The sequence below is a fragment of the Psychrobacter sp. Ps7 genome, assembly GCF_022129225.1.
In the GTDB taxonomy this organism is placed as follows: domain Bacteria; phylum Pseudomonadota; class Gammaproteobacteria; order Pseudomonadales; family Moraxellaceae; genus Psychrobacter; species Psychrobacter immobilis_A.
The window spans coordinates 21,914-42,690 of the sequence record NZ_JADQAH010000026.1 but is presented as its reverse complement, the minus strand read 5'-3'; the positions used below and the strand labels follow the sequence as shown (position 1 = coordinate 42,690).

At 42.3% G+C, this 20,777-nt stretch carries 20 protein-coding genes; 10 read left to right on the top strand and 10 right to left on the bottom strand.

Going from position 1 to position 20,777, the window contains the following annotated elements:
• Window positions 1–287 precede the first annotated feature (287 nt).
• Together I3257_RS09670 and I3257_RS09665 are read left to right on the top strand one after the other, a co-directional pair.
• A complete protein-coding gene (locus I3257_RS09670) occupies window positions 288–1,535 on the top strand; it encodes an FAD-binding oxidoreductase (protein WP_238049606.1) in 1,248 nt (415 codons plus the stop codon).
• Between the two features lie 58 nt (window positions 1,536–1,593).
• Window positions 1,594–1,932 carry a RidA family protein gene (locus tag I3257_RS09665; protein ID WP_238049607.1) on the top strand — a complete coding sequence of 113 codons (339 nt, stop codon included), beginning with the start codon at window positions 1,594–1,596 and terminating at the stop codon, window positions 1,930–1,932.
• A 623-nt stretch (window positions 1,933–2,555) separates the two neighbouring features.
• On the opposite strand, the gene I3257_RS09660 is transcribed toward I3257_RS09665, so the two are convergent.
• Together I3257_RS09660 and I3257_RS09655 are read right to left on the bottom strand one after the other, a co-directional pair.
• Window positions 2,556–3,368 (bottom strand): enoyl-CoA hydratase, encoded by an 813-nt coding sequence (locus I3257_RS09660; protein ID WP_238049605.1) that lies wholly within the window; start codon window positions 3,366–3,368, stop codon window positions 2,556–2,558.
• Between the two features lie 202 nt (window positions 3,369–3,570).
• Complete coding sequence (locus tag I3257_RS09655; RefSeq protein WP_114700921.1) at window positions 3,571–4,071, bottom strand: lactoylglutathione lyase family protein; 501 nt, start codon at window positions 4,069–4,071, stop codon at window positions 3,571–3,573.
• A gap of 107 nt (window positions 4,072–4,178) precedes the next feature.
• On the opposite strand from I3257_RS09655, the gene I3257_RS09650 reads away from it, so the two are divergent.
• Window positions 4,179–5,048, top strand: a complete 870-nt coding sequence (locus I3257_RS09650) for a LysR family transcriptional regulator (RefSeq protein WP_238049603.1) — start codon at window positions 4,179–4,181, stop codon at window positions 5,046–5,048.
• A gap of 112 nt (window positions 5,049–5,160) precedes the next feature.
• Entirely contained in the window at window positions 5,161–6,108 is a 948-nt protein-coding gene (locus tag I3257_RS09645) for a tetratricopeptide repeat protein (protein ID WP_238049602.1), read from the top strand.
• Window positions 6,109–6,147: 39 nt separating this feature from the next.
• On the opposite strand, the gene I3257_RS09640 is transcribed toward I3257_RS09645, so the two are convergent.
• Window positions 6,148–7,284, bottom strand: a complete 1,137-nt coding sequence (locus tag I3257_RS09640; protein WP_238049601.1) for a glycerate kinase — start codon at window positions 7,282–7,284, stop codon at window positions 6,148–6,150.
• Between the two features lie 20 nt (window positions 7,285–7,304).
• Entirely contained in the window at window positions 7,305–8,663 is a 1,359-nt protein-coding gene (locus tag I3257_RS09635) for a GntP family permease (protein WP_238049599.1), read from the bottom strand.
• Between the two features lie 226 nt (window positions 8,664–8,889).
• Between I3257_RS09635 and cobT the strand changes: the two genes are divergently transcribed.
• Genes cobT through I3257_RS09620 form a run of 3 tightly spaced genes read left to right on the top strand, consistent with a single transcriptional unit; the run spans window position 8,890 to window position 11,373 of the window.
• Complete coding sequence (gene cobT / locus I3257_RS09630; protein ID WP_193009355.1) at window positions 8,890–9,942, top strand: nicotinate-nucleotide--dimethylbenzimidazole phosphoribosyltransferase; 1,053 nt, start codon at window positions 8,890–8,892, stop codon at window positions 9,940–9,942.
• Complete coding sequence (gene cobS / locus I3257_RS09625; protein ID WP_193009354.1) at window positions 9,942–10,790, top strand: adenosylcobinamide-GDP ribazoletransferase; 849 nt, start codon at window positions 9,942–9,944, stop codon at window positions 10,788–10,790. The genes cobT and cobS overlap by 1 nt, the downstream gene beginning before the upstream one ends.
• A gap of 31 nt (window positions 10,791–10,821) precedes the next feature.
• On the top strand, window positions 10,822–11,373 hold the full coding sequence (locus tag I3257_RS09620) for a histidine phosphatase family protein (protein ID WP_193009353.1): 552 nt from the start codon (window positions 10,822–10,824) through the stop codon (window positions 11,371–11,373).
• 77 nt (window positions 11,374–11,450) lie between these two features.
• Here I3257_RS09620 and I3257_RS09615 read toward each other — a convergent pair whose 3' ends face one another.
• From I3257_RS09615 to ppsA, 6 genes are all read right to left on the bottom strand, one after another.
• Window positions 11,451–11,699, bottom strand: a complete 249-nt coding sequence (locus tag I3257_RS09615) for a hypothetical protein (protein WP_055124252.1) — start codon at window positions 11,697–11,699, stop codon at window positions 11,451–11,453.
• 269 nt (window positions 11,700–11,968) lie between these two features.
• On the bottom strand, window positions 11,969–12,478 hold the full coding sequence (rplI, locus tag I3257_RS09610; RefSeq protein ID WP_238049597.1) for a 50S ribosomal protein L9: 510 nt from the start codon (window positions 12,476–12,478) through the stop codon (window positions 11,969–11,971).
• 26 nt (window positions 12,479–12,504) lie between these two features.
• A complete protein-coding gene (gene rpsR, locus I3257_RS09605) occupies window positions 12,505–12,735 on the bottom strand; it encodes a 30S ribosomal protein S18 (protein WP_010198808.1) in 231 nt (76 codons plus the stop codon).
• Window positions 12,736–12,751: 16 nt separating this feature from the next.
• A complete protein-coding gene (rpsF, locus tag I3257_RS09600; protein ID WP_045446907.1) occupies window positions 12,752–13,156 on the bottom strand; it encodes a 30S ribosomal protein S6 in 405 nt (134 codons plus the stop codon).
• Between the two features lie 281 nt (window positions 13,157–13,437).
• On the bottom strand, window positions 13,438–14,433 hold the full coding sequence (locus tag I3257_RS09595) for an RDD family protein (RefSeq protein WP_238049595.1): 996 nt from the start codon (window positions 14,431–14,433) through the stop codon (window positions 13,438–13,440).
• A gap of 129 nt (window positions 14,434–14,562) precedes the next feature.
• A complete protein-coding gene (gene ppsA / locus I3257_RS09590) occupies window positions 14,563–16,947 on the bottom strand; it encodes a phosphoenolpyruvate synthase (RefSeq protein ID WP_045452104.1) in 2,385 nt (794 codons plus the stop codon).
• 594 nt (window positions 16,948–17,541) lie between these two features.
• On the opposite strand from ppsA, the gene I3257_RS09585 reads away from it, so the two are divergent.
• The 3 genes from I3257_RS09585 (at window position 17,542) to sthA (ending at window position 20,727) form a co-directional block, all read left to right on the top strand.
• Window positions 17,542–18,438 carry a pyruvate, water dikinase regulatory protein gene (locus I3257_RS09585; protein WP_045446910.1) on the top strand — a complete coding sequence of 299 codons (897 nt, stop codon included), beginning with the start codon at window positions 17,542–17,544 and terminating at the stop codon, window positions 18,436–18,438.
• Window positions 18,439–18,591: 153 nt separating this feature from the next.
• A complete protein-coding gene (locus I3257_RS09580) occupies window positions 18,592–18,996 on the top strand; it encodes a DUF4377 domain-containing protein (RefSeq protein ID WP_238049594.1) in 405 nt (134 codons plus the stop codon).
• A gap of 81 nt (window positions 18,997–19,077) precedes the next feature.
• Window positions 19,078–20,727 carry a Si-specific NAD(P)(+) transhydrogenase gene (sthA, locus tag I3257_RS09575; RefSeq protein WP_087814997.1) on the top strand — a complete coding sequence of 550 codons (1,650 nt, stop codon included), beginning with the start codon at window positions 19,078–19,080 and terminating at the stop codon, window positions 20,725–20,727.
• Window positions 20,728–20,777 lie beyond the last annotated feature (50 nt).

Genomic DNA, 20,777 nt, shown 5'->3' with positions numbered 1-20,777 from the left:
AACCGTTTGCTATTTTTTTGCCATCGTTTTATTCCCAATGTTCAACACGCCCTAATATTATTAATTAATTTTTTTATTAAGTATTTCTACATATCGCTTTATAGCTTTGAGTCTCATTCCTATCAAAAATACCTTTTCAAAAACCCTATAACCAAAAGTATTTAATAGCAAAAATATTTATGAGATTGGGGTTTAATATTCAGCTCAATGCGTTACTATTACCACCTTATTCCGTTAGACCCTCATATTTGATACTTTGTATTAACACCATAAGAAAAGGATAGGTTATGCGCTATGAAGTGATCGTTATCGGTGCAGGTATGGTTGGCACGTCAGTCGCGTGGCATTTACAAAAAAATAATTCAAAAGTACTGATGTTAGACAAGAAGTTGCCAGGCTCAGAGACCTCGTATGGCAATGCAGGATTGATTCAGCGCGAAGCCATTCATACCCATCCTTTTCCTCGTCAACTTACTGAGATGATCCGAGTATTGCCGAACCAAGGTACGGATATTCGCTATCGTATACCAGCGATTCTGCGTTACCATCAAGCATTGCTACAATACTGGAAGTATTCTGTACCTGCGACGGTCAAACAAATTGAATCAGAATGGCAGACACTGATCGAGCATTGCACCAGCGAACATCAGACGATGATTGAAGCATCTAGTGCTGACGAGTTAATTACTCGTGATGGCTGGTTACAACTGCATCGTTCTGAAGAGACGTTTAAAGAAGCGCAAGTGGCAGCCATTGATGCACGCAATCAAGGTGTTGATCACAATGTGTTGAACGTTGCGGAACTAAAGGCCATGGAGCCTAGTGCCAATTTTGAAGGTTTCGTTGGTGCGATCCATTGGAAAAACTCTTGGCAAGTATCGAACCCAAGCTCGCTTGTAAAAGCGTATGCGAAAAACTTCCAAGAAATGGGCGGTACGATCAAAGAGAGCGATGTACAAGAAATCGTAAAAGACGGTGAAGGCTGGAAAATCATCACTGATAATGACACTTACTATAGTGACAAATTGGTCATTGCAGCGGGTCCATGGTCGAACGATTTGATCAGACCACTTGGTTATAACTTGCCGTTGTTCCCAATGCGTGGCTATCATCAGCATTTCAAAGTAACAGAAAAAAATACCATCAATCACAGCATGTTTGATATGGACAAAGGCTTTGTGATGGGTCCAATGCAGCAGGGTATCCGTATTACGACTGGTGCTGAGATGACCACCATGGATGCGCCAAAGAACTTTGGTCAATTAAAAACCGTTCTGAAGCTGGCACGCAAGATATTACCATTAGAAGACGCGGTAGAATCTGAAGCTTGGGCAGGATCACGTCCTTGTATGCCTGATATGAAGCCAGTTATCGGTCCTGCAGACAAACATGAAAAATTATGGTTCGCATTTGGTCACAGTCATCAGGGTTTCACTTTAGGACCTATGACAGGGCGTTTGGTTGAAGAGATGATTCATGAAAAGCCATTATTGGTAGACCTTGCACCGTTTAGTGCTCAGCGTTTTTCGAAATAAGTGCACATCTACTAGGTTGAGTACAGACTTAAATCAATAAACTGAAGGTATAAACATGATAAAGAAGCTACACAGCACGCCACGCATGAGCAGGATTGTCGTCCATAACCAGACTGTATATTTGTGTGGTCAAGTAGGTAATGCAGAAGACGATATCAAAGCGCAAACATTGACTTGTTTGGAGAAAATCCAAACGTTATTAGAAGAAGTGGGTAGCGATAAATCAAAACTACTGTCAGTAACGGTTTGGATAAAAGACATGGCAGACTTTGCTGCTATGAATGAAGTCTATGACCAGTGGTTTGAAGGCATTCAGCCGCCAGCTCGTGCTTGTGGCGAGTCTGCATTGGCACGTCCTGAGCTGTTGGTTGAGATGATTGCCATCGCCGCTAAGTAAGTAATAGATTGATTGTAGTAGTTGTTTAAAAAAGGCCATGATATCGCTATCATGGCCTTTTTTTGTTTTCCTGTTTTCTCATAGATTGGTTGTGAATATGTTTTTATAAGCGATCAAAGTAGATTAAGCTATATTTATTCAACTTATGTTTTATAATATTATGTTTTTCTCACGTTACCTGTTATTATACGCCAGCAACAGTTCTGAGATAATAAATAGCCTCTCAAAACCATCATTTTTTAGCATTGATGGCTAAGCAAACTGCTGGTAGTTATATTTTCAATGTCTTTTTAAATTAATAATAGTTTGTTTCTTATTGAATATTCTGAGGAAATTCACGTGGAATTCATAGGTGTTATTTTACTTGTCATCGCAAGCATCATGTGCATTATTTATAGCATTAAGTTAATTATTATAGCCTTCCAAGAGTCGGTACTGTGGGGGCTGTTATATCTATTTCTTCCATTTGCCAATTTATACTTTATTATCACTCGCTGGGCAGAGTGCAGTTCACCATTTTTGAGATCACTCATAGCCGTTGTATTTATGATTGTGGGCGCTTTGATGGCTTCATAATAATAGTAACGTCATCTTTCTCTAGTCAGAGTGTTTTCGTCAAACAGTTAGCATCCTTTCCATACGGCTTGGCGCTTTTCAATAAAGGCGTCAATACCTTCACTCACGTCGTCTGCCATCATATTACAAGTCATTACTTCACTAGCATAGTGATAAGCATCTTCGATGCTCATATTCAATTGCTTATAAAACATATCTTTGCCAATTCTTATCGCTACTGGAGATTTGACGGTGATTGCCGTTATCAACGATTGCAAAACTTGCTCTAATTGTCCCGCTGGCGCTACTCGATTAATCAATCCATATTGCAAAGCAGTATGTGCGTCGATAAACTCACCAGTAATCAGCATCTCAAACGCTTGCTTACGAGGTAGATTGCGACTGACGGCTACAGCAGGCGTGGAGCAAAAAAGCCCAACGTTTATCCCTGAAGTGGCAAATTTGGCTTTATCAGCGGCAACGGCTAAATCACAGGCAGCGACCAGTTGGCACCCTGCTGCTGTCACGATACCTTGCACTTTTGCAATCACGACTTGTGGCATACGGTTAATAGTGAGCATCATGTGACTGCATTGCTGGAATAGGGCGCGCTGAAAGGCTTCATCTGAATGTGCGCGCATCTCTTTTAGATTGTGACCGGCACAAAACGCTTTACCATTTGCTGCAATGACGACTACACGGATATTGTCATCTTGAGCGATACTGTCCAGCTCCGCTTGTAGCGCAGAGAGTAGCTCAACGGATAAGGCATTGAATTGCTTTGGTCGGTTTAAGGTGAGAGTGACCACGCCACTTTTTCTATCGTCTTTTCTAATAACGAGAAAGTCGTCCATGTTTAAGGCAACGTCAGAGTTTGTCATTTATCATCCTTGATAATGGGTTGTTTCGTTTGGTAGATGCTATGTATAGCTACCTAAATAGTAGCATGGCTTACCTCTTATATAATAGGTTGCTCGTGTAGAAAGCAGACAAATAAAAATAGCGATCTCATATTCTGAGGTCGCTATTTGTTTATCAGTCAGATACAAGCCAAGGCTGTATTAAGCTGTATTTACACTGAGTTTAGTATGCGCCTTCGCTATAGATAAGCTCGTAGCTGTGGCTGTATATCTCGACGATATTGCCAAACGGGTCTTCCATATAAATCATGCGATATGGCTTTTCACCAGGATAGTAGTAGCGTGGTTTTTCCATACGTTTTTTACCGCCTGCTGCTACCATACGCTCAGCCAACTCTTCAACATTTGGATCTTGAACACAGAAGTGAAAGATACCCGTTTTCCAGTACTCAAAGTTGTTTTCAGGATCTTCTTGGTTCTTAAATTCAAAAATCTCAACACCGATACGGTCGCCAGTAGATAAATGAGCAATACGGAAGCTGCCCCAACCAGCACCAAATACTTCGGTACACATTTCACCAATGGCACTGTCATCTTCGACAATTTCAGTAGGTTCCATGATGGTATACCAGCCCATCACTTCAGTGTAAAATTTTACGGCTGCATCTAGGTCAGGAACTGAAAGACCGATGTGCGAAAAGCTTCTTGGATAAACGTTATTCATTGTTGATACTCCTGTTTGATGTACGTTTTTCTAACGTGGAGCCAGTATACAAACAGAGGGTAATTACGTAAAATTATCATTTGTTATGAATATAAGTATCTATTGTAATGATAAATACCACATGGTTACGTACCTTTTGTACGCTTGTTGATGTCGGTCATTTCACACGTACGGCTGAGCGCTTACACATGACGCAATCAGGTGTCAGTCAACATATCAGTAAGCTAGAGAGTCAGTTGGATATTGACTTGCTTATTCGACAAGGTAAGCAGTTTTCATTGACCGATGCTGGTATGCAGCTCTATCAGGAAGCTGAAGATATCTTACAACGATTGGCGCGCTTAGAGCAGCGCATTGGCGAAGATCTCGCTTATGAAGGGTTGGTACGAGTGATGTCGCCTGGTAGCGTGGGACTTAAGCTGTATCCAAAGCTATTGAACTTACAACAGCAGCACCCAAAGCTAGTGATTGATTATCGCTTTGCACCCAATGCTGATATAGAGCGGGCACTTGCCAAACATGAGATTGATATTGGTTTTATGACAGATATCTCAGGTGATGAGACAGTCAGTTGCAAGCCAATAGCTCAAGAGGCATTGATATTGATTACACCTGCGACGATTACTGAGACAAGCTGGGAGGCACTAAACCAGCTTGGGTTTATAGATCATCCAGATGGTGCGCACCACGCAAGTTTGCTGCTAAGCGCCAATTATCCTGAATTCCAGCACGTCAATGATTTCGATAAAAAAGGGTTTTCGAATCAGATTAGCTTAATTCTAGAGCCAGTGAGTAGGGGACTTGGGTTTACTGTGTTACCAGCGCATGCGGTCGCTGCATATCCAAATCCTCAATCCATCAAAAGTCACTATTTACCAGTGCCTGTCAGTGAAACCTTATACCTTGCTGTACGCAGTCATTCTGTACTGCCCAACAGAATGCAAACCGTTATCAATGAAGTGCAAAAATGGTTATAAAATTGACACATGCGTATTAGCCTTACATTCTGTTTGTAATACAGTTTAGCTAAGTTTGCAGCAGTATTTATATATGAATGTTTTCAATTTACTCTATATCTATGGACTAATGATGAATATACAGCTATTAAAAAAGACCTGCTTCAATATTATAATAACTTATATGATAGCTGGACTAACAATACCCGCTATTGCGGAAGAGTCAGTATTGATAAGAGATTTAACTACTATTGAGTCACTAGCACAGCGAGGGAATGCTACTGCCCAGTATAATTTAGGTCTCATGTATGCAGCAGGCTTAGATATTGAGCAAGATAACATTAGGGCTTTTGAGTGGTTGAATAAATCTGCCAATCAAGGATTAGCTGAAGCACAATATGATATCGGTGTTATGTACGATAAAGGAATAGGAATACCACAAAGCCATGAAAAAGCTTTTGCTTACTATAGTAAGTCTGCTAAACAAGGCTACAGCAGAGCCCAATACAATCTTGGTAATCTTTATTCTACAGGTGACGGTGTCGCTCAAAGTGATATTAATGCCCTTAAGTATTGGCAACAGGCAGCTGAAAAAAATAATAAGTTAGCACAGTTTAATTTGGGCATTGCTTATGCCAATGCTAAAGGTGTCCCTAAAGATAATGAAACAGCGTTTAAATGGTATCAAAAATCTGCTGAACAAGGCGTTGCTGGCGCTCAATTTAATTTAGGTGTGCTGTATCAGCAGGGGCAAGGAGTTCCTAAAAATAATATAAAAGCGGTTGAATGGTTTGAAAAATCGGCTAAGCAAGGCATGGCAGAGGCTCAGTTTAACCTTGGTTATATGTATTATAAAGGCGAGGGTGTAAAATTAGACTATAGCAAAGCAGCGCATTGGTTTGAAAGCTATAGTCAGCTAGGATATCAAGACGTGCAAAACGAATTAGCAAAAATTTATATTCTAAGTGATGGTGTCCATGGCGATAGAGTAGGTGGGTTAGCAGGGTTAAAGCGTATCTGTGACACTGGCATCCAGAAATATTGTGATATGTATACAGAATGGAGCCAAAAAACAGATTAAATGGTTTGGCTCTGTTCTGCTTTGAAATGATAAAAACATCTATCTCATATTAATACCTAAGCGCATAGCAGCAGCGATATTTACAGCCGTGGTTTCAATATTGTCATAAGCCTGACTCAGTACGTTTTCGATGGTATCTACTTTTTGAATGCTAGGCATAACAACATTGAATTGGCTGGTTTGCGCAGGTTTGAGTCCGTCAACACTACCACAAATAGCAATGACTGGCGTATGGCTGGCTTTGGCAAGCTGACTGATACCACCTGCCACTTTACCCATGGCTGTTTGCGCATCGAGCTTACCTTCGCCAGTGATAACGAGATCAGCCTCTGCGATATGCTGCGATAAATGAGCCACCTCAGCAACTGTGTCAAAGCCTGATTTTAGCTGAGCTTGAAAGAATGTCATCATCGCGTAGCCAAGACCGCCAGCTGCTCCAGCACCTTCGACATGTTGGCAGTCCTCATAACCGTGATGACCACACATGGTGGCAAAGTGACTGAGTGCTTTGTCTAAGACTTTGACTTGCTCTGGACAAGCGCCTTTTTGTGGACCAAATACTGCGCTCGCACCCAAAAGACCACATAAAGGATTGGTCACATCACAAGCGACTTCAAATACTGTGTCTAATACCTTTGCATGAAGATTTATATTATCAAGCCTATGTAGGCTGGCAAGTGCACCACCACCATGAGTGAGTAGAGTGTCATTGATATCGTGAAATGTGATGCCTAATGCCATTAGCATGCCAAGACCTGCATCATTGGTTGCGCTACCACCTAGACCAATCACGATACGTTTAGCCCCTTCTTCTAACGCATCAGCAATCAGCTCGCCGACACCGTAACTGCTAGCAATCACAGGATTGCGTTCACCGCTTGTCAATAGATGTAATCCGCACGCTTGAGCAACTTCGATAACAGCCGTAGCGTCGGGCAATAACAAATACTTTGCCGTTATCGGTCTCATCAGTGGATCATTGACCACCACTTCTTTCCAGCGTCCACACAATACATAAGACAATACCGCAGACGTGCCTTCGCCGCCATCAGCCATCGGCAATAGCTTATAATCAGCCTCTGGAAACACTTGACTGAAGCCAGATTGAATGGCGCGGCAAACATCCAGTGCGTCTAAGCTTTCTTTAAATGAGTCGGGAGCAATTAAAATTTTCATGAATGTCTCTTTGAATCTCTTTAAATAAATACCAAGGTTAATAACCAGATAAAGACGATGCTGGTCACGCCTTGAATACCCGTTGCCATAGAATGGGCTTTGTAAGCCTGCGCCACACTCATACGACTAAACTGACTGACAATCCAAAAAAAGCTGTCATTGGCGTGCGAGATAGTCATGGCACCTGCACCAATGGCCATCACACAGAATACGCGACCAAGCTCACTGTCGAGACCAATTTGATCCAATAACGGCGCGATCATCGCAGAGGTGGTGACCAAGGCGACTGTGGTCGAGCCTTGTGCCGTTTTTAACGCAGCAGAGACAATGAATGGCATAAAAATACCAAGCCCTAACGCAGATAGCGTTGTGCCTAAATAGTCACCAATAGGTGTGACCTTTAGCATGGCACCAAATGCACCACCAGCGCCAGTGATTAAGAGAATAGGCGCTGCCACAACCAAACCTTGTGAGATGCTGTCGCTAATTTGCTGCGTTTTTTGCTCAGTGTTAATTAATAAGAAAGACAAGAATAAACCAATTAGTAATGCCGTGAGTGGATTGCCGATAAACACTAAAATATCTGTCAGCGTGCCACTGCCAAATGGTGTACTTGGGAAGTTCGCAACAGACGATAAGCAAATCAATACGATAGGGACAATGATAGGCAAAAACGCCATTGTTGCTGACGGCATGCTGCTATAGTCGTCACGTGTCTTCATGTTTTCAGGCAAAGTCGCTGCTGGCGCGTCCAGTGCATCGATATTGTCGGGAGCGACATTTAAGAAGCGATTAGACCACCACCAGCCAGCCAGTACAGCAACCGCTGTCACCACCACACCGACCATAATAACCAAGCCTAAATTGGATTCTAGCCCTAAGTTACCTGCTGCGGCAATTGGACCTGGGGTTGGTGGTACAAAGGTATGAGTTGCGTATAAGCCTGTCGCTAAGGCAATGCTCATCGCCACACTGGATACGTGTAAACGCTCGGCCAATGTTTCTTTTAATGAGTTTAAAATAATATAGCCAGAGTCACAGAATACTGGTACTGAAACTACAGCACCAACGATAGACATGGTCAAAGTAGGGAAGCGGGGCCCCAAAACTTTGATGACCGTTTCTGCCATTACAATGGCAGCACCTGTTTTTTCAAGGATTAGCCCGATGATAGTACCAAAGACAATAACCAGACCGATGTAACCTAAAATACCGCCAAAGCCATCCGAGATGGTTTTAGCAACAGTATTAAGCGGCACTTGGTAAAATAGCGCTACTAAAAAGGCTGATAATATCAATACTAAAAAAGGATGCCACTTTAACTTTGCTGTGGCAAAAATAATAAAAAGAATGGTCAGCACAAGCCAAAATACGATCATTACTGTCTCTACATGTAGGGTTGATAGCGATAATTGTGGATGCTGCTACTGAGCTATTATTTCATTAATAGCAGCATCAATAGGTATATGGATTTTTAAAGGGGCATATTCTATAGTAAATCCAAGCTGCTAGGGAATCTATTCGGCTCATATTTGATTTTATTCATGGTAAAGCTTAGATACTCTGCTAGTATGTGCTTTTTGCTTCACACGTACCATTATCAGGATGCCTACCTTGACCATATTTACCGCGCCTACTATAGCCAATATAGAAAATGATGAATTACGTCTACAGCTACAGCAGATTATAGACCTAAAAACCAAGCCGCTGGGCGCGCTTGGGCGAATAGAGGCACTCGCTGTGCAGTTGGGCATGATTCAAGGAACGATCACACCGCATATTGAGCAAGCGCAAATACGAGTGTTTGCGGCAGACCATGGTTTAACTAAGCATGGTACATCAGCGTTTCCTAGTGCTGTCACTGCGCAAATGGTTCATAACTTTTTGCAAGGCGGTGCCGCCATCAACGTACTGGCACGCCAGCATAATATTGAGTTAAAGGTTGTTGATGCTGGGGTGGATGCCGACTTTGCTCCTCATCCAAAATTGCTGGATTACAAGGTTCGTCATGGTAGTCGTGATGCGTTAACAGAGCCTGCAATGACAGAAACAGAGTGTTTAATAGCGCTAGAAAACGGCATGAAAGTCGTCAAGAATCTAGCGGGTAATCTGTTGATTGTTGGGGAGATGGGTATTGGTAATACTTCGGCGGCGAGTCTCTTGCTGGCGAGATTGGGCAATTTTCCCATTGCTGATTGTATTGGTCGCGGCACAGGGCTTGACGATGCAGGATTAGAGCATAAGACGGATATTTTGACGCAAGTATTAGAGCGTCATCAACAGGCACAAGCACCGTTTGATGTACTCGCTGCATTGGGCGGGCTTGAAATTGCCATGATGGCGGGTGCGCTGATTCAAGCTGCTAGTGAACGGCGTATTCTCCTGATTGACGGTTTTATTGCCAGTAGCGCATTATTGGTGGCTGAACGCCTAGCGCCTGGTGTTGCTCAATACGCGGTCTTTGCTCATCACTCTGTTGAGCCGGGGCACGCGCATTTATTGAAATCACTAAATGCTGAGCCTTTACTTAATATGGGCATGCGCTTAGGCGAGGGTAGCGGGGCTGCGCTCGCGTATCCATTGTTGCAATCCGCTTGCGCCATTATCAATGAGATGGCAAGCTTTAGTGACGCCGGTATCAGTGAGCAAACCAACTGATGTCACAATCATCAAATCAGCCATCCTCGCCTAGACGAACCCTTGCTCAATTGATAAAGCATGAATGGATATTGTTACTGGTCGCCGTTCAATTTTTAACGAGATTATCAGTACCACCATTTAAGCATTATGATCCGCAATGGTTGCATCAGAGCAGTCGCCATTTTCCCGCAGTCGGTTTACTGGTTGGCTTACTCTGTGCTGGCGTGTTTTGGCTGGGCAGTCTGTTATTTACGCCCCTAGTTGCTGCAGTGCTGAGCACAGCTTTTGGAATTAAGCTCACTGGCGCTTTTCATGAAGATGGTCTTGCGGATAGCTGTGACGGTCTCGGCGGTGGTCTGACTCGCGAGCGCACACTGACTATTATGAAAGACTCGCGCCTAGGTACTTATGGTGTATTAGGTTTGGTGTCGGCGCTATTACTCAAAATTAGCTTACTTGCCTCGATGCCGATATCAATGGCTGTCATCGCGCTTATCCTAGGACATACCGCATCGCGTTTACTTTGCATTAGCCTGCTGTCTTTACTGCCTTATGGTGGAGAGATAGAACACGCAAAAGCCAAACCGATGGCGCAGCAGTTGACGCCAATACAAGGGCTATATAGCAGTGGCTGGCTAATATTGGCTATTATTTTAGTCGCACTTATATTCCCCAATACGATGCAGCAGATTGGGCTTGCTCAATGGTTGTTAGCCATGATATTGGCGCTGATAGCCACTGATTACATGCGACGTTTATTACGCAGGCGCTTGGATGGTTACACGGGCGATGGGCTCGGCGCGACGCAGCAGCTTAGTGAAATTGCTATTTATATCGGACTGGCTGCTTCTATACCCTTTATTTAAATCAAATCGTCAACAAGGACCATACTCATTCATGATTCTCTATATTTGGCGTCATCCCAAACCGATGAATACTGAAGGAATTTGTATTGGACAAACTGATGTCGGCGTCGATAAACGTAAGTTGAAACGTCTTGCCAATAAAATCGAGCGCTTTGTGCGTTTGCATCAATTGCCAAAAACAATTTGGGTCAGCCCCTTACAACGTTCACTAAAAGTCGGGCAAATATTAGCGCAACGTGGTTTTGAGTGTCGCGTCGCGCCTGAATTGGCTGAGATTCATTTTGGCGAATGGGATGGATGTCGGTGGGCGCAAATCACCAAGCAAGAGATTGATGAGTGGTGTCATAATTTTGCCCATTTTGCGCCCAGTCATGGAGAGAGCTTGCAGCAGCTATTTGAGCGTGTTGAAGGTTGGTTGGTTAAGGTTTCAACTGAACAAAAAGATAGCCCAGTATTAGTCATCGGTCATGCAGGCTGGATAAATGCAGCCAAGATAATAGCTGCTGACCAAGAAGTGCCGAAAACAGCCGCTGAGTGGCCGCGCTCTGTCGCATATCTGTCCTGTAATCGTATTGATATTTAATTAAAAAAACGGCCATTATATTGACCGTTTTTAAATTTTGAATGCTTTTGAGTGCTTTTGAATAATTTAGGAGGCTGTTAGCTTTCAGCTTGTAGCTCATCGATTTTTTCAAAATAGGCTCTCTCGTTTTCTGCTAATCCTAGGTTAGAATCAAAGCTCACATAAATGCCTCTATCATCCAGTGTTGCGTACCAGTGGTCTGCATCATTATCGGTTAGGATTTGAAAGTATTTATTATTAACGATTCTACCCACCTTATAAATTTCACCTTCGCTATAAAAGTGATTGCCTTGTGTACATCGTAATTTGTCGTCAGTATTTATCATGTCATTGCAGCCTATCGTTATCTGAATAAAATCTATCAATCAAATACAACGAGCATATCAACTCAGGTGACAATAATAAAGATGACTTTATAGGTAGTATCTTATTGTTAAGTATAGGCTTTCCAAGCTATTTATTACAAATAGTTGCTAGAATATATCACTGCACAAGATACCTGATAAAATCATAAATTAAACGCGATAGCAAAACGCAAAAAAGCCAGCAACATGATGTTACTGGCTTTTTTAGACTAGATCTAGATATTCAAAAATTAATCTTCTGAATAATCTTCGTTCTCGTCTTCAACTTCTGTTGCTGACTCTTCGTTGTCGCCATCTTCAGAAAGAATGGTAACTAGAATAGTAGCGGTAACGTCATGATGTAGTTGAATATCAACATTGTATTCGCCAACTTGACGTAAAGTGCCTTCAGGAAGCTTGATTTCAGCACGGTCTACTTCTAGACCTGAGTTAGTCAATGCTTCAGCGATATCGCGAGTACCGATAGAGCCGAATAGCTTGCCTTCGTCGCCTGATTTAGCACGCATGATGACATTAACGTCAGTTAGCGCATCAGCACGTTCTTGAGCAACAGCTACTTCTTTCGCTTCTTCAGCTTCAAGCTCGGCACGACGTGCTTCGAACTTTTCAATGTTAGCTGCAGTAGCAGGTAGTGCTTTACCCAAAGGGATAAGAAAGTTACGTCCGTAACCTGGTTTCACATCGACAGTTTCACCGAGTTTACCAAGGTTGACGATACGCTGTAACAAAATAATTTGCATGAGTCATTCCTAGTTAAAATTAACGGTTAACCCTGATGGTTATCAGTGTATGGAAGTAGCGATAAATAACGAGCTTGCTTGATAGCAGTAGCTAGTTGACGCTGATATTTAGTAGATGTACCGGTAATGCGGCTTGGTACGATTTTACCATTATCACTGATGTACTGTTTTAGCAATTCAACATCTTTATAATCGATGTGAGTGATGCCTTCAGCAGTGAAACGGCAGAATTTGCGACGGCGATAGAAACGTGCCATGAGTATTCTCCTTTAATTAGTCTTCACTGTTGTCGTTGTCGTCATTATCGTTTTCACGACTGTCTGGACGACGAGTAGTTGCTTTGCGTGCGCGTTTTTCATCGGCATTCTTGGCTAACTGCGACTCTTCAGTGACAGCGTCGTCACGGCGCATAACTAGACTACGAATGATCGCGTCGTTATAACGGAATAATTCTTCAAGTTCAGCTAAAGTTTCACCGTCAGTTTCAATGTTGAAAAGAACGTAGTGAGCTTTATGAATCTTGTTGATTGGATATGCCAATTGACGGCGGCCCCAATCTTCTAAACGATGGATAACACCGTTGTTGTCTTGAACTAACTTGATGTAGCGCTCAACCATGCCGACCACTTGGTCGCTTTGGTCTGGGTGTACAAGTAACACCAGTTCGTAATGTCGCATTATGACTCCTTACGGATTAGTAGCTATTAACCCTATGTTAATAGCAAGGAGATTTATAAGGTAAGCCAGATTTCTAGCTATTATTATGAAAAATAATAAGAAATAAGCTTAGTTTATAAAGCGCCGTATTATAACAGTACTTAGCAACTAACACAAAGGTTAATCACTAAGCCACTGCTAATAAAAATATAAAACCAATAAATGGTTATTTAACAATAAAAAAGCAACGATGATACGCTGCTTTTTTAATATTTATAATTTTAGATAGCCAAATATAGTGGCTATTTTACTTTTGGTTGTTTAGTCAATTGACTGCTATCAGCCTTGACTACTAAAGTTTTAGCCAGCTTATCATGCCAGCCGATATTTTCAGGGCTTTTTGAGGCCATGTAATAATGAATAGCAATAATCATGAACCCTAGAAAGCTGGTAAACGAAAACAATAAGTTATAAATAATAAACAATAACAAAGTACGCACACCAATAAGCTTGGTAAAAGAGGGCAACCGATGAGTGGTTTGATCCACCACGCGAATACCCGTAATCAGCTTACCGAGTGACTGACCACGCAGTGTGATAAATACCAATTGTAGCGCAAATAAGCCAAATACCATCACTTGCGACATCATCAATGTGCTACTAGGAAGACTCTCCATCAGTGTCATTGAATACTGATAAGCCGCATCCATATCTTGGATATTTTGGAATTTAGTATAATCCACATCCATTTTTGTCAATGCCATCACCAGCGGAAAAATAGCCAGTAGATAGAGTAGTCCATTGATGGCTGTTGCTAATACTCGCGACATAATCGGTGCAAGTACCACATTGCCGACGACTTTGTCTTTACTAGCCGCAGCCTGATTGCTATTAGACTTGTTTAGTGACACATTATTGTGCGGTGTGTGCTGACGATTGGTAGTCATGTCAGCTTTCACATTTTTATCCGTGTCTTTTGGACGTTCAGGCTTGCCATACAATCTATCTAATGAAACTGATTTGCTATCCGAGCTATTGCTAGCGCTATCTTCAGGAAAAACAGTTACATTATTGATAATAGAGTCATTAACCTCAGGCTTGCCAAGGTTGGTAGGTCGATAAACCGTTTGATTATTGGTCAAGTTACCGACACGCTGCCATTGGTCTAAGCCTTCATGCCACATCAAATCATCCAGCAGTACTTCACCAGATGCCAACATGATATTTAGCTGCTCCAAATTGTAGGGACCAGCTTGTACGTTATTTCGAGCAAGGAAAATCTGCATAATTGCCTGCATAGTTAGTCATATCTTAAGTCACTATATATGATACATAGTATTAGGGCCTATTTAACATTTTTCAAATAGACCCTAATAATTGTTTCTTTAATGACTGTGTGAATTACTGCTGTGACTGAACGTTACGGCTTACTTCGCTTCTTCACCAGCTAAGAAGAACCAAGTATCTAGTACAGAATCAGGGTTCAATGACACTGAGCTGATACCTTGCTCCATGAGCCAGAACGCGAGATCTGGATGGTCTGATGGACCCTGACCACAGATGCCGACATATTTGTTTGCTTTACGGCACGCATCAATCGCCATGGTCAATAGTTTCTTAACCGCAGGATCACGCTCATCAAATAGATGTGAGACGATACCTGAGTCACGGTCAAGACCAAGTGTCAACTGAGTCAAGTCGTTAGAGCCGATTGAGAAACCATCGAAATGCTCTAGGAATTCATCTGCCAATAGGGCGTTGGTTGGTAGCTCACACATCATGATAACGCGTAAACCGTTTTCGCCACGTTTTAGACCGTTTTTCTCAAGTAATTCGATGACTTCTTTGGCTTCACCAACGGTACGAACGAATGGAATCATAATCTCGACATTGGTCAAGCCCATCTCATCACGTACGCGTTTTAGTGCTTTACACTCAAGCTCAAAGCAGTCACGGAAATTATCAGACACATAACGACTGGCACCGCGGAAACCAAGCATTGGGTTTTCTTCTGATGGCTCGTATAATTTACCACCAAGCAAGTTAGCATATTCGTTCGATTTAAAATCTGACATACGAACGATAACGGGCTGATCCATAAAGGCAACGGCTAGCGTTGAGATACCTTCGACCAACTTATCTACATAGAAGTCAACCGGTGAGGCATAACCAGCGATACGTTCTTGGATGGCTTGTGCAATTTCGCGTGGCAAGCTGTTCATGTTCAGTAGTGCTTTTGGATGCACACCAATCATACGGTTGATGATGAACTCTAAACGCGCAAGACCAATACCTTCGTTTGGCATTTGCGTGAATGAGAAGGCGCGATCAGGATTACCAACGTTCATCATTACTTTGAAGGCAAGCTCTGGCATAGACTCAACAGAGTTGGTCTGTACTTCAAAATCAATTTGGCTTTCATAAATGAAGCCAGTATCACCTTCGGCACAAGAAGCAGTGACGTCTTGACCATCAACCAATAGCTCAGTGGCATTACCACAACCAACGATGGCTGGAACACCTAGCTCACGAGCGATAATCGCTGCGTGACAAGTACGACCACCACGGTTAGTAATGATAGCAGAAGCACGCTTCATGACAGGTTCCCAATCCGGATCCGTCATGTCTGATACTAATACATCACCTTCTTGTACTTTATCCATCTCATTTAAGTTGCTAACGATACGGACTTTACCTGAACCGATACGCTGACCGATTGAACGACCTTCACACAATACTTTAGCGTTAGTCGTGTCGATGATATAACGTTCCATAACATTGCTGTCTTGGCGGCTCTTAACCGTTTCAGGGCGCGCCTGAACGATGAAGATTTCGTTAGTGTCGCCGTCTTTTGCCCATTCGATATCCATCGCTTGACCATAATGCTTTTCGATCGTCACGGCTTGTTTAGCAAGAGAGGTTAGCTCTTCAGTTGATAATGAGAACTGCATACGATCTTGTTTTTCAACATCGACAGTTTTCACTGATTTAGTGGTGCTACCTTCATCACCGTAAATCATTTTCTTATGCTTGCTGCCTAGGTTACGGCGAATCACCGATGGTTTGCCATTGGCTAGCAATTGCTTAGAAATATAGAATTCATCTGGGTTAACCGCGCCCTGTACAACCATTTCACCTAGACCATAGCTTGACGTGATGAATACCACTTGATCAAAACCGCTTTCGGTATCTAGCGTGAACATCACACCCGCCGCGCCAGTTTCTGAGCGAACCATACGCTGTACAGCAGCAGATAAGGCAACGCCTTCATGCTCAAAACCTTTATGGACACGATAAGAGATGGCACGGTCATTATATAGTGATGCAAATACTTCTTTAATTGCAATTAGGACGTTATCAATGCCGCGAATGTTCAAGAAAGTCTCTTGCTGACCCGCAAATGATGCATCTGGCAAATCTTCGGCAGTCGCAGAAGAACGTACAGCAACCGCGATGTCTTCGCCGCCGCTCATCGTTTCAAACGATTGACGTACTTCTTGCTCAAGATCACTTGGCAGCTCTTGCTCAATAATCCAAGTACGAATCTTTTTACCCGTTTCTGCAAGTTTTTTGACATCATCAACATCTAGCGTTTTTAGTTCGCTGTTGATTTTGTCAAGCAGGCCAGTTTCATTCAAAAAGCGGTTAAATGCATTTGATGTGGTGGCAAAGCCGCCTGGTACACTAACACCCAAATCAGACAAATGGCTGATCATTTCACCTAATGAGGCGTTCTTGCCGCCGACCATTTCAATGTCGTCTTTTCCTAGCTGATCAAGATTGATTACAAGTGCTGTAGATTGCGCTGCCATGATAACTCCAGAAAATAAGGTTATTTAGTAAAGATTATAACGGTGAATTATACCGCTATATTTGGAGAATTTCGAGGGGTTGAACCAATATTTTTGTCAAAAAGATACAAATTGTGGGGTTTGCTACATAATTAATAGAAGGTTATTCATTTTTCTATTTTTGAGATGACGTAAAAATGCGAGTAAAGACCACTCTAATTATCAAGATATATCTATAAATCGGCTGATAAATAGAGGATTTAAAATAAATAGCAGAAGAACTTTAGGATATTCTGACAATAGCTGACTTTATATATAGCAGGTAATGCTGCGCTATTATGAGTAACCAGTCAGCACAATAATGGTTATTAATCGGCATGATAAGATTAAAGGCACTGTGGCTTTCTAAGTGTACGCCTGTAACATTGATTTCTATTAGGTCGCTATTATGCGTATAATGTAGAGCATTAATAGTAGCGGTTTATCCTGATATAAATGTGCAATATTAGCGCTTATACAAAACGAAAATTACGTCTAAAAATCAAGTCTAAAGCCGATCAAAAATAAAAGCCAAATGAAAATTACCATTGTGTTTTCAATCGAGGTGCCAACGTTATGTACTCAAGTAATCCAGCTGAACAACTGAATCCCACTATTCAAAATCGCAACGCGTTAAACTTAGACAGCTCTCAAGCCGTTCGAACCGCGTTTTTTATCTCAGATGGCACAGCGATTACGGCGGAGACACTTGGCCGCGCTATCTTGAGTCAGTTTGCTTCAGTACCTTTTGAAACACGAGTGTTGCCATATGTCGATAGCTTAGAGCGTGCAGAAGACGCCGTTGAGCAAATCAACATGGCGTATCAACGAGATGGTTTGTTGCCATTGGTTTTTGATACGATTGTTAACCCTGATATTCGTGAAAAGATCAATTCTGCCCAAAGCTGTAACTTGGATATGTATGAGGGTTTGATAGGTCGCGTCGCTGAAGAAACGGGTGTGGAGCCTGACGGACATTCGGGTCATGCACACGACGATGTGGATTCTGAGACTTATAAAGAACGTATCGACGCGGTGCATTTCGCTTTAGACAATGATGATGGTGCGCGTACGCGTCATTACGATGCGGCCGATATTATTTTGGTGGGCGTATCGCGTTCAGGCAAAACACCGACTTCTTTATACTTAGCCTTACAGTTCGGTATTCGAGCAGCGAATTATCCTTTGACCGAAGATGACTTGTACGATAATCAATTACCAAAAGCATTGCGCGAGCACAAAGACAAGCTGTTTGGTCTATTGATCGATACCGATCGCTTGGTGAAAATCCGTCAAGAGCGCCGTGCGGGCAGTCGTTATTCGAGCTATCAGCAATGTCAGCAGGAGCAGCGTGCGATACAAGGGATTTATATCACGCATGGTATTCCAAGCCTTGATGTCTCTGAGATGTCCGTTGAAGAAATCGCTACGCGCATCTTGCAGATGACGGGTCTCAAACGCCGTATCGGCTAATAAAATATAAGCTATCAATGAATTGCTTGAATCAATTAATTGTTTAGTAATAACGGTTTAGCAATAACGATTGCTCAAAAAAGAACCATTATTTAAAGCATTATTATTAATAATCATCATTTAATACCATCTCATTATCACATAGAGAATATTATGAGTTCATCTTATAAGTCTAACAAGACTCCTTTATTATTGGCCAGCTTGCTGAGTGCGGTCAGCTTACTGAGTGCTTGCCAAACGTCACCTTTTTCACGTGAGCCAGTGCCTGAGCCACGTTATATCCCAACCATTGTATTGGGTGAAGCGCAAACGCTAACAATCATGCCCAATCGTGTGGCCTGCGCCTCGGCATTACCGATGCAGTGTTTACTGGCCAAATCAAGCAAAGATGGCAGCGTGTTTCAGGTACCTTATGATTGGATTGATGACTTTAAACCAAGCCTTGGCACAGAATATGTGATTAGTGCGCGTCCGCAGATTGACGAGGGCCAGAAAAGCGCGACTGGGCATTGGACACTGCAAAATATTGTGTCACAACGTATGGTGGGCACGCCTTAGTCGTGTGATTTTGACTCAAGCAATTATTGATTCATACACAGTCTAAAAATCAAATAAATAAGTAAATGTAAAGAGGACACGATGGGAACTAAAAAACCAAGCGACGCGACCAATGATATTGGTAAGGACATTCATACCGAAATATCAAATAAAGAAAGCGGTCGCGTGCCGAATCCTGAGCATACTGAAGGCAAAAATAAAAAACAAAATATTGAACAAACCCATGAGCAGGTCACTGATGATGTCATGCACCATCCTGATCTTATTAATCCGCTCGATGATACGCGAATCGATATCAAGTCTGGTTATACAAAAGATTCACGTCGCTTAAAAGGCGATAACCACGAGTATGAATATGATGCGGTCGTTTTAGGAGCAGGTCCTGCTGGTGAAGCGGCGGCTATGAAACTGACTAAATCTGGCAAAAAAGTGGTGGTCATTGATCCACGTGATCAGGTAGGTGGCAACTCTACCCATGTGGGTACGATTCCAAGTAAAGCACTGCGCCAATCGGTATTTAACCTCATTAACTTTCGCCGTGATCCTATGTTTACCAAGGCGATGGAGTACAAGCAAGTTCCTCTAAATAGAGTGCTTGCCAATGCTCGAAAAGTCATTCGCAATCAGGTTAGTACGCACACACGATTCTATGAACGCAATCGCATTGAAGTGATTCAAGGTTGGGCAAGTTTCATTGATGCTCATACTTTGCGTGTTGAAACCGATGACAATGTCTTTGAAACCATTACCTTTAATAAAGCCATCGTAACGGTTGGTAGTCGTCCTTATCGCCCTGAAATTTTAGACTTTAACCATCCACGCGTTTTTGATTCTGATAAAATTTTGCAAATGGATTATGTGGTCAAAAAAATCATCATCTATGGTGCGGGTGTGATTGGTTGTGAATATGCCTCTATCTTTACGGGTCTTGGCTATAAGGTTGATTTGATTAATAACCAAAATCAATTGCTCAGTTATCTCGATAGCGAGATTAGCGATGCTATCGCGCATGACTTTAGACAATTTGGCGTATTGATTCGTAGTAACGAAGAGATTGATCATCTTGAGACGCATGACGATTATGTCGTCTTACATCTAAAGAGTGGTAAGCGCATCAAATCTGATGCCATTCTTTGGTCAAATGGTCGCTCAGGTAATACGGAAGGTTTAAACTTAGAAGCGATTGGTCTGAAAGCAAACAGCCGTGGTCAATTAAAAGTTGATGATACCTATTGTACTGAAATCGAAAATATCTATGCGGCAGGCGATGTGATTGGTTGGCCATCTTTGGCTTCTGCCGCTTATGACCAAGGACGCTGTGCGGCGGCCTTTATGGTTGGTGATAGCGATGCGGAACCAGTGTCAAGCGTGCCAACTGGTATCTATACGATTCCTGAAATTTCTTGTATCGGTAAAACTGAGCAAGAGCTAACCGACGAAAAAGTCCCATACGAAGTGGGTCAAGCATTCTTCAAGCATTTGGCACGTGCACAAATCATTGGTGAACGCTCAGGCGTACTAAAGATTTTGTTCCATCGTGATACGTTAGAGATTTTAGGCATCCATTGCTACGGTAACCATGCATCAGAGATTATCCATATTGGACAAGCCGTGATGAAGTGTAAGAGCAATAATACACTTGAGTACTTTGTGAATACTACTTTTAACTATCCAACGATGGCAGAAGCGTATCGCGTGGCGGCACTAAATGGTCTTAATCGTGTTTTTTAAGTGATAGAATATTGAAACGTTATAAATAAAAAAGCGTCTGCTATGTTAGC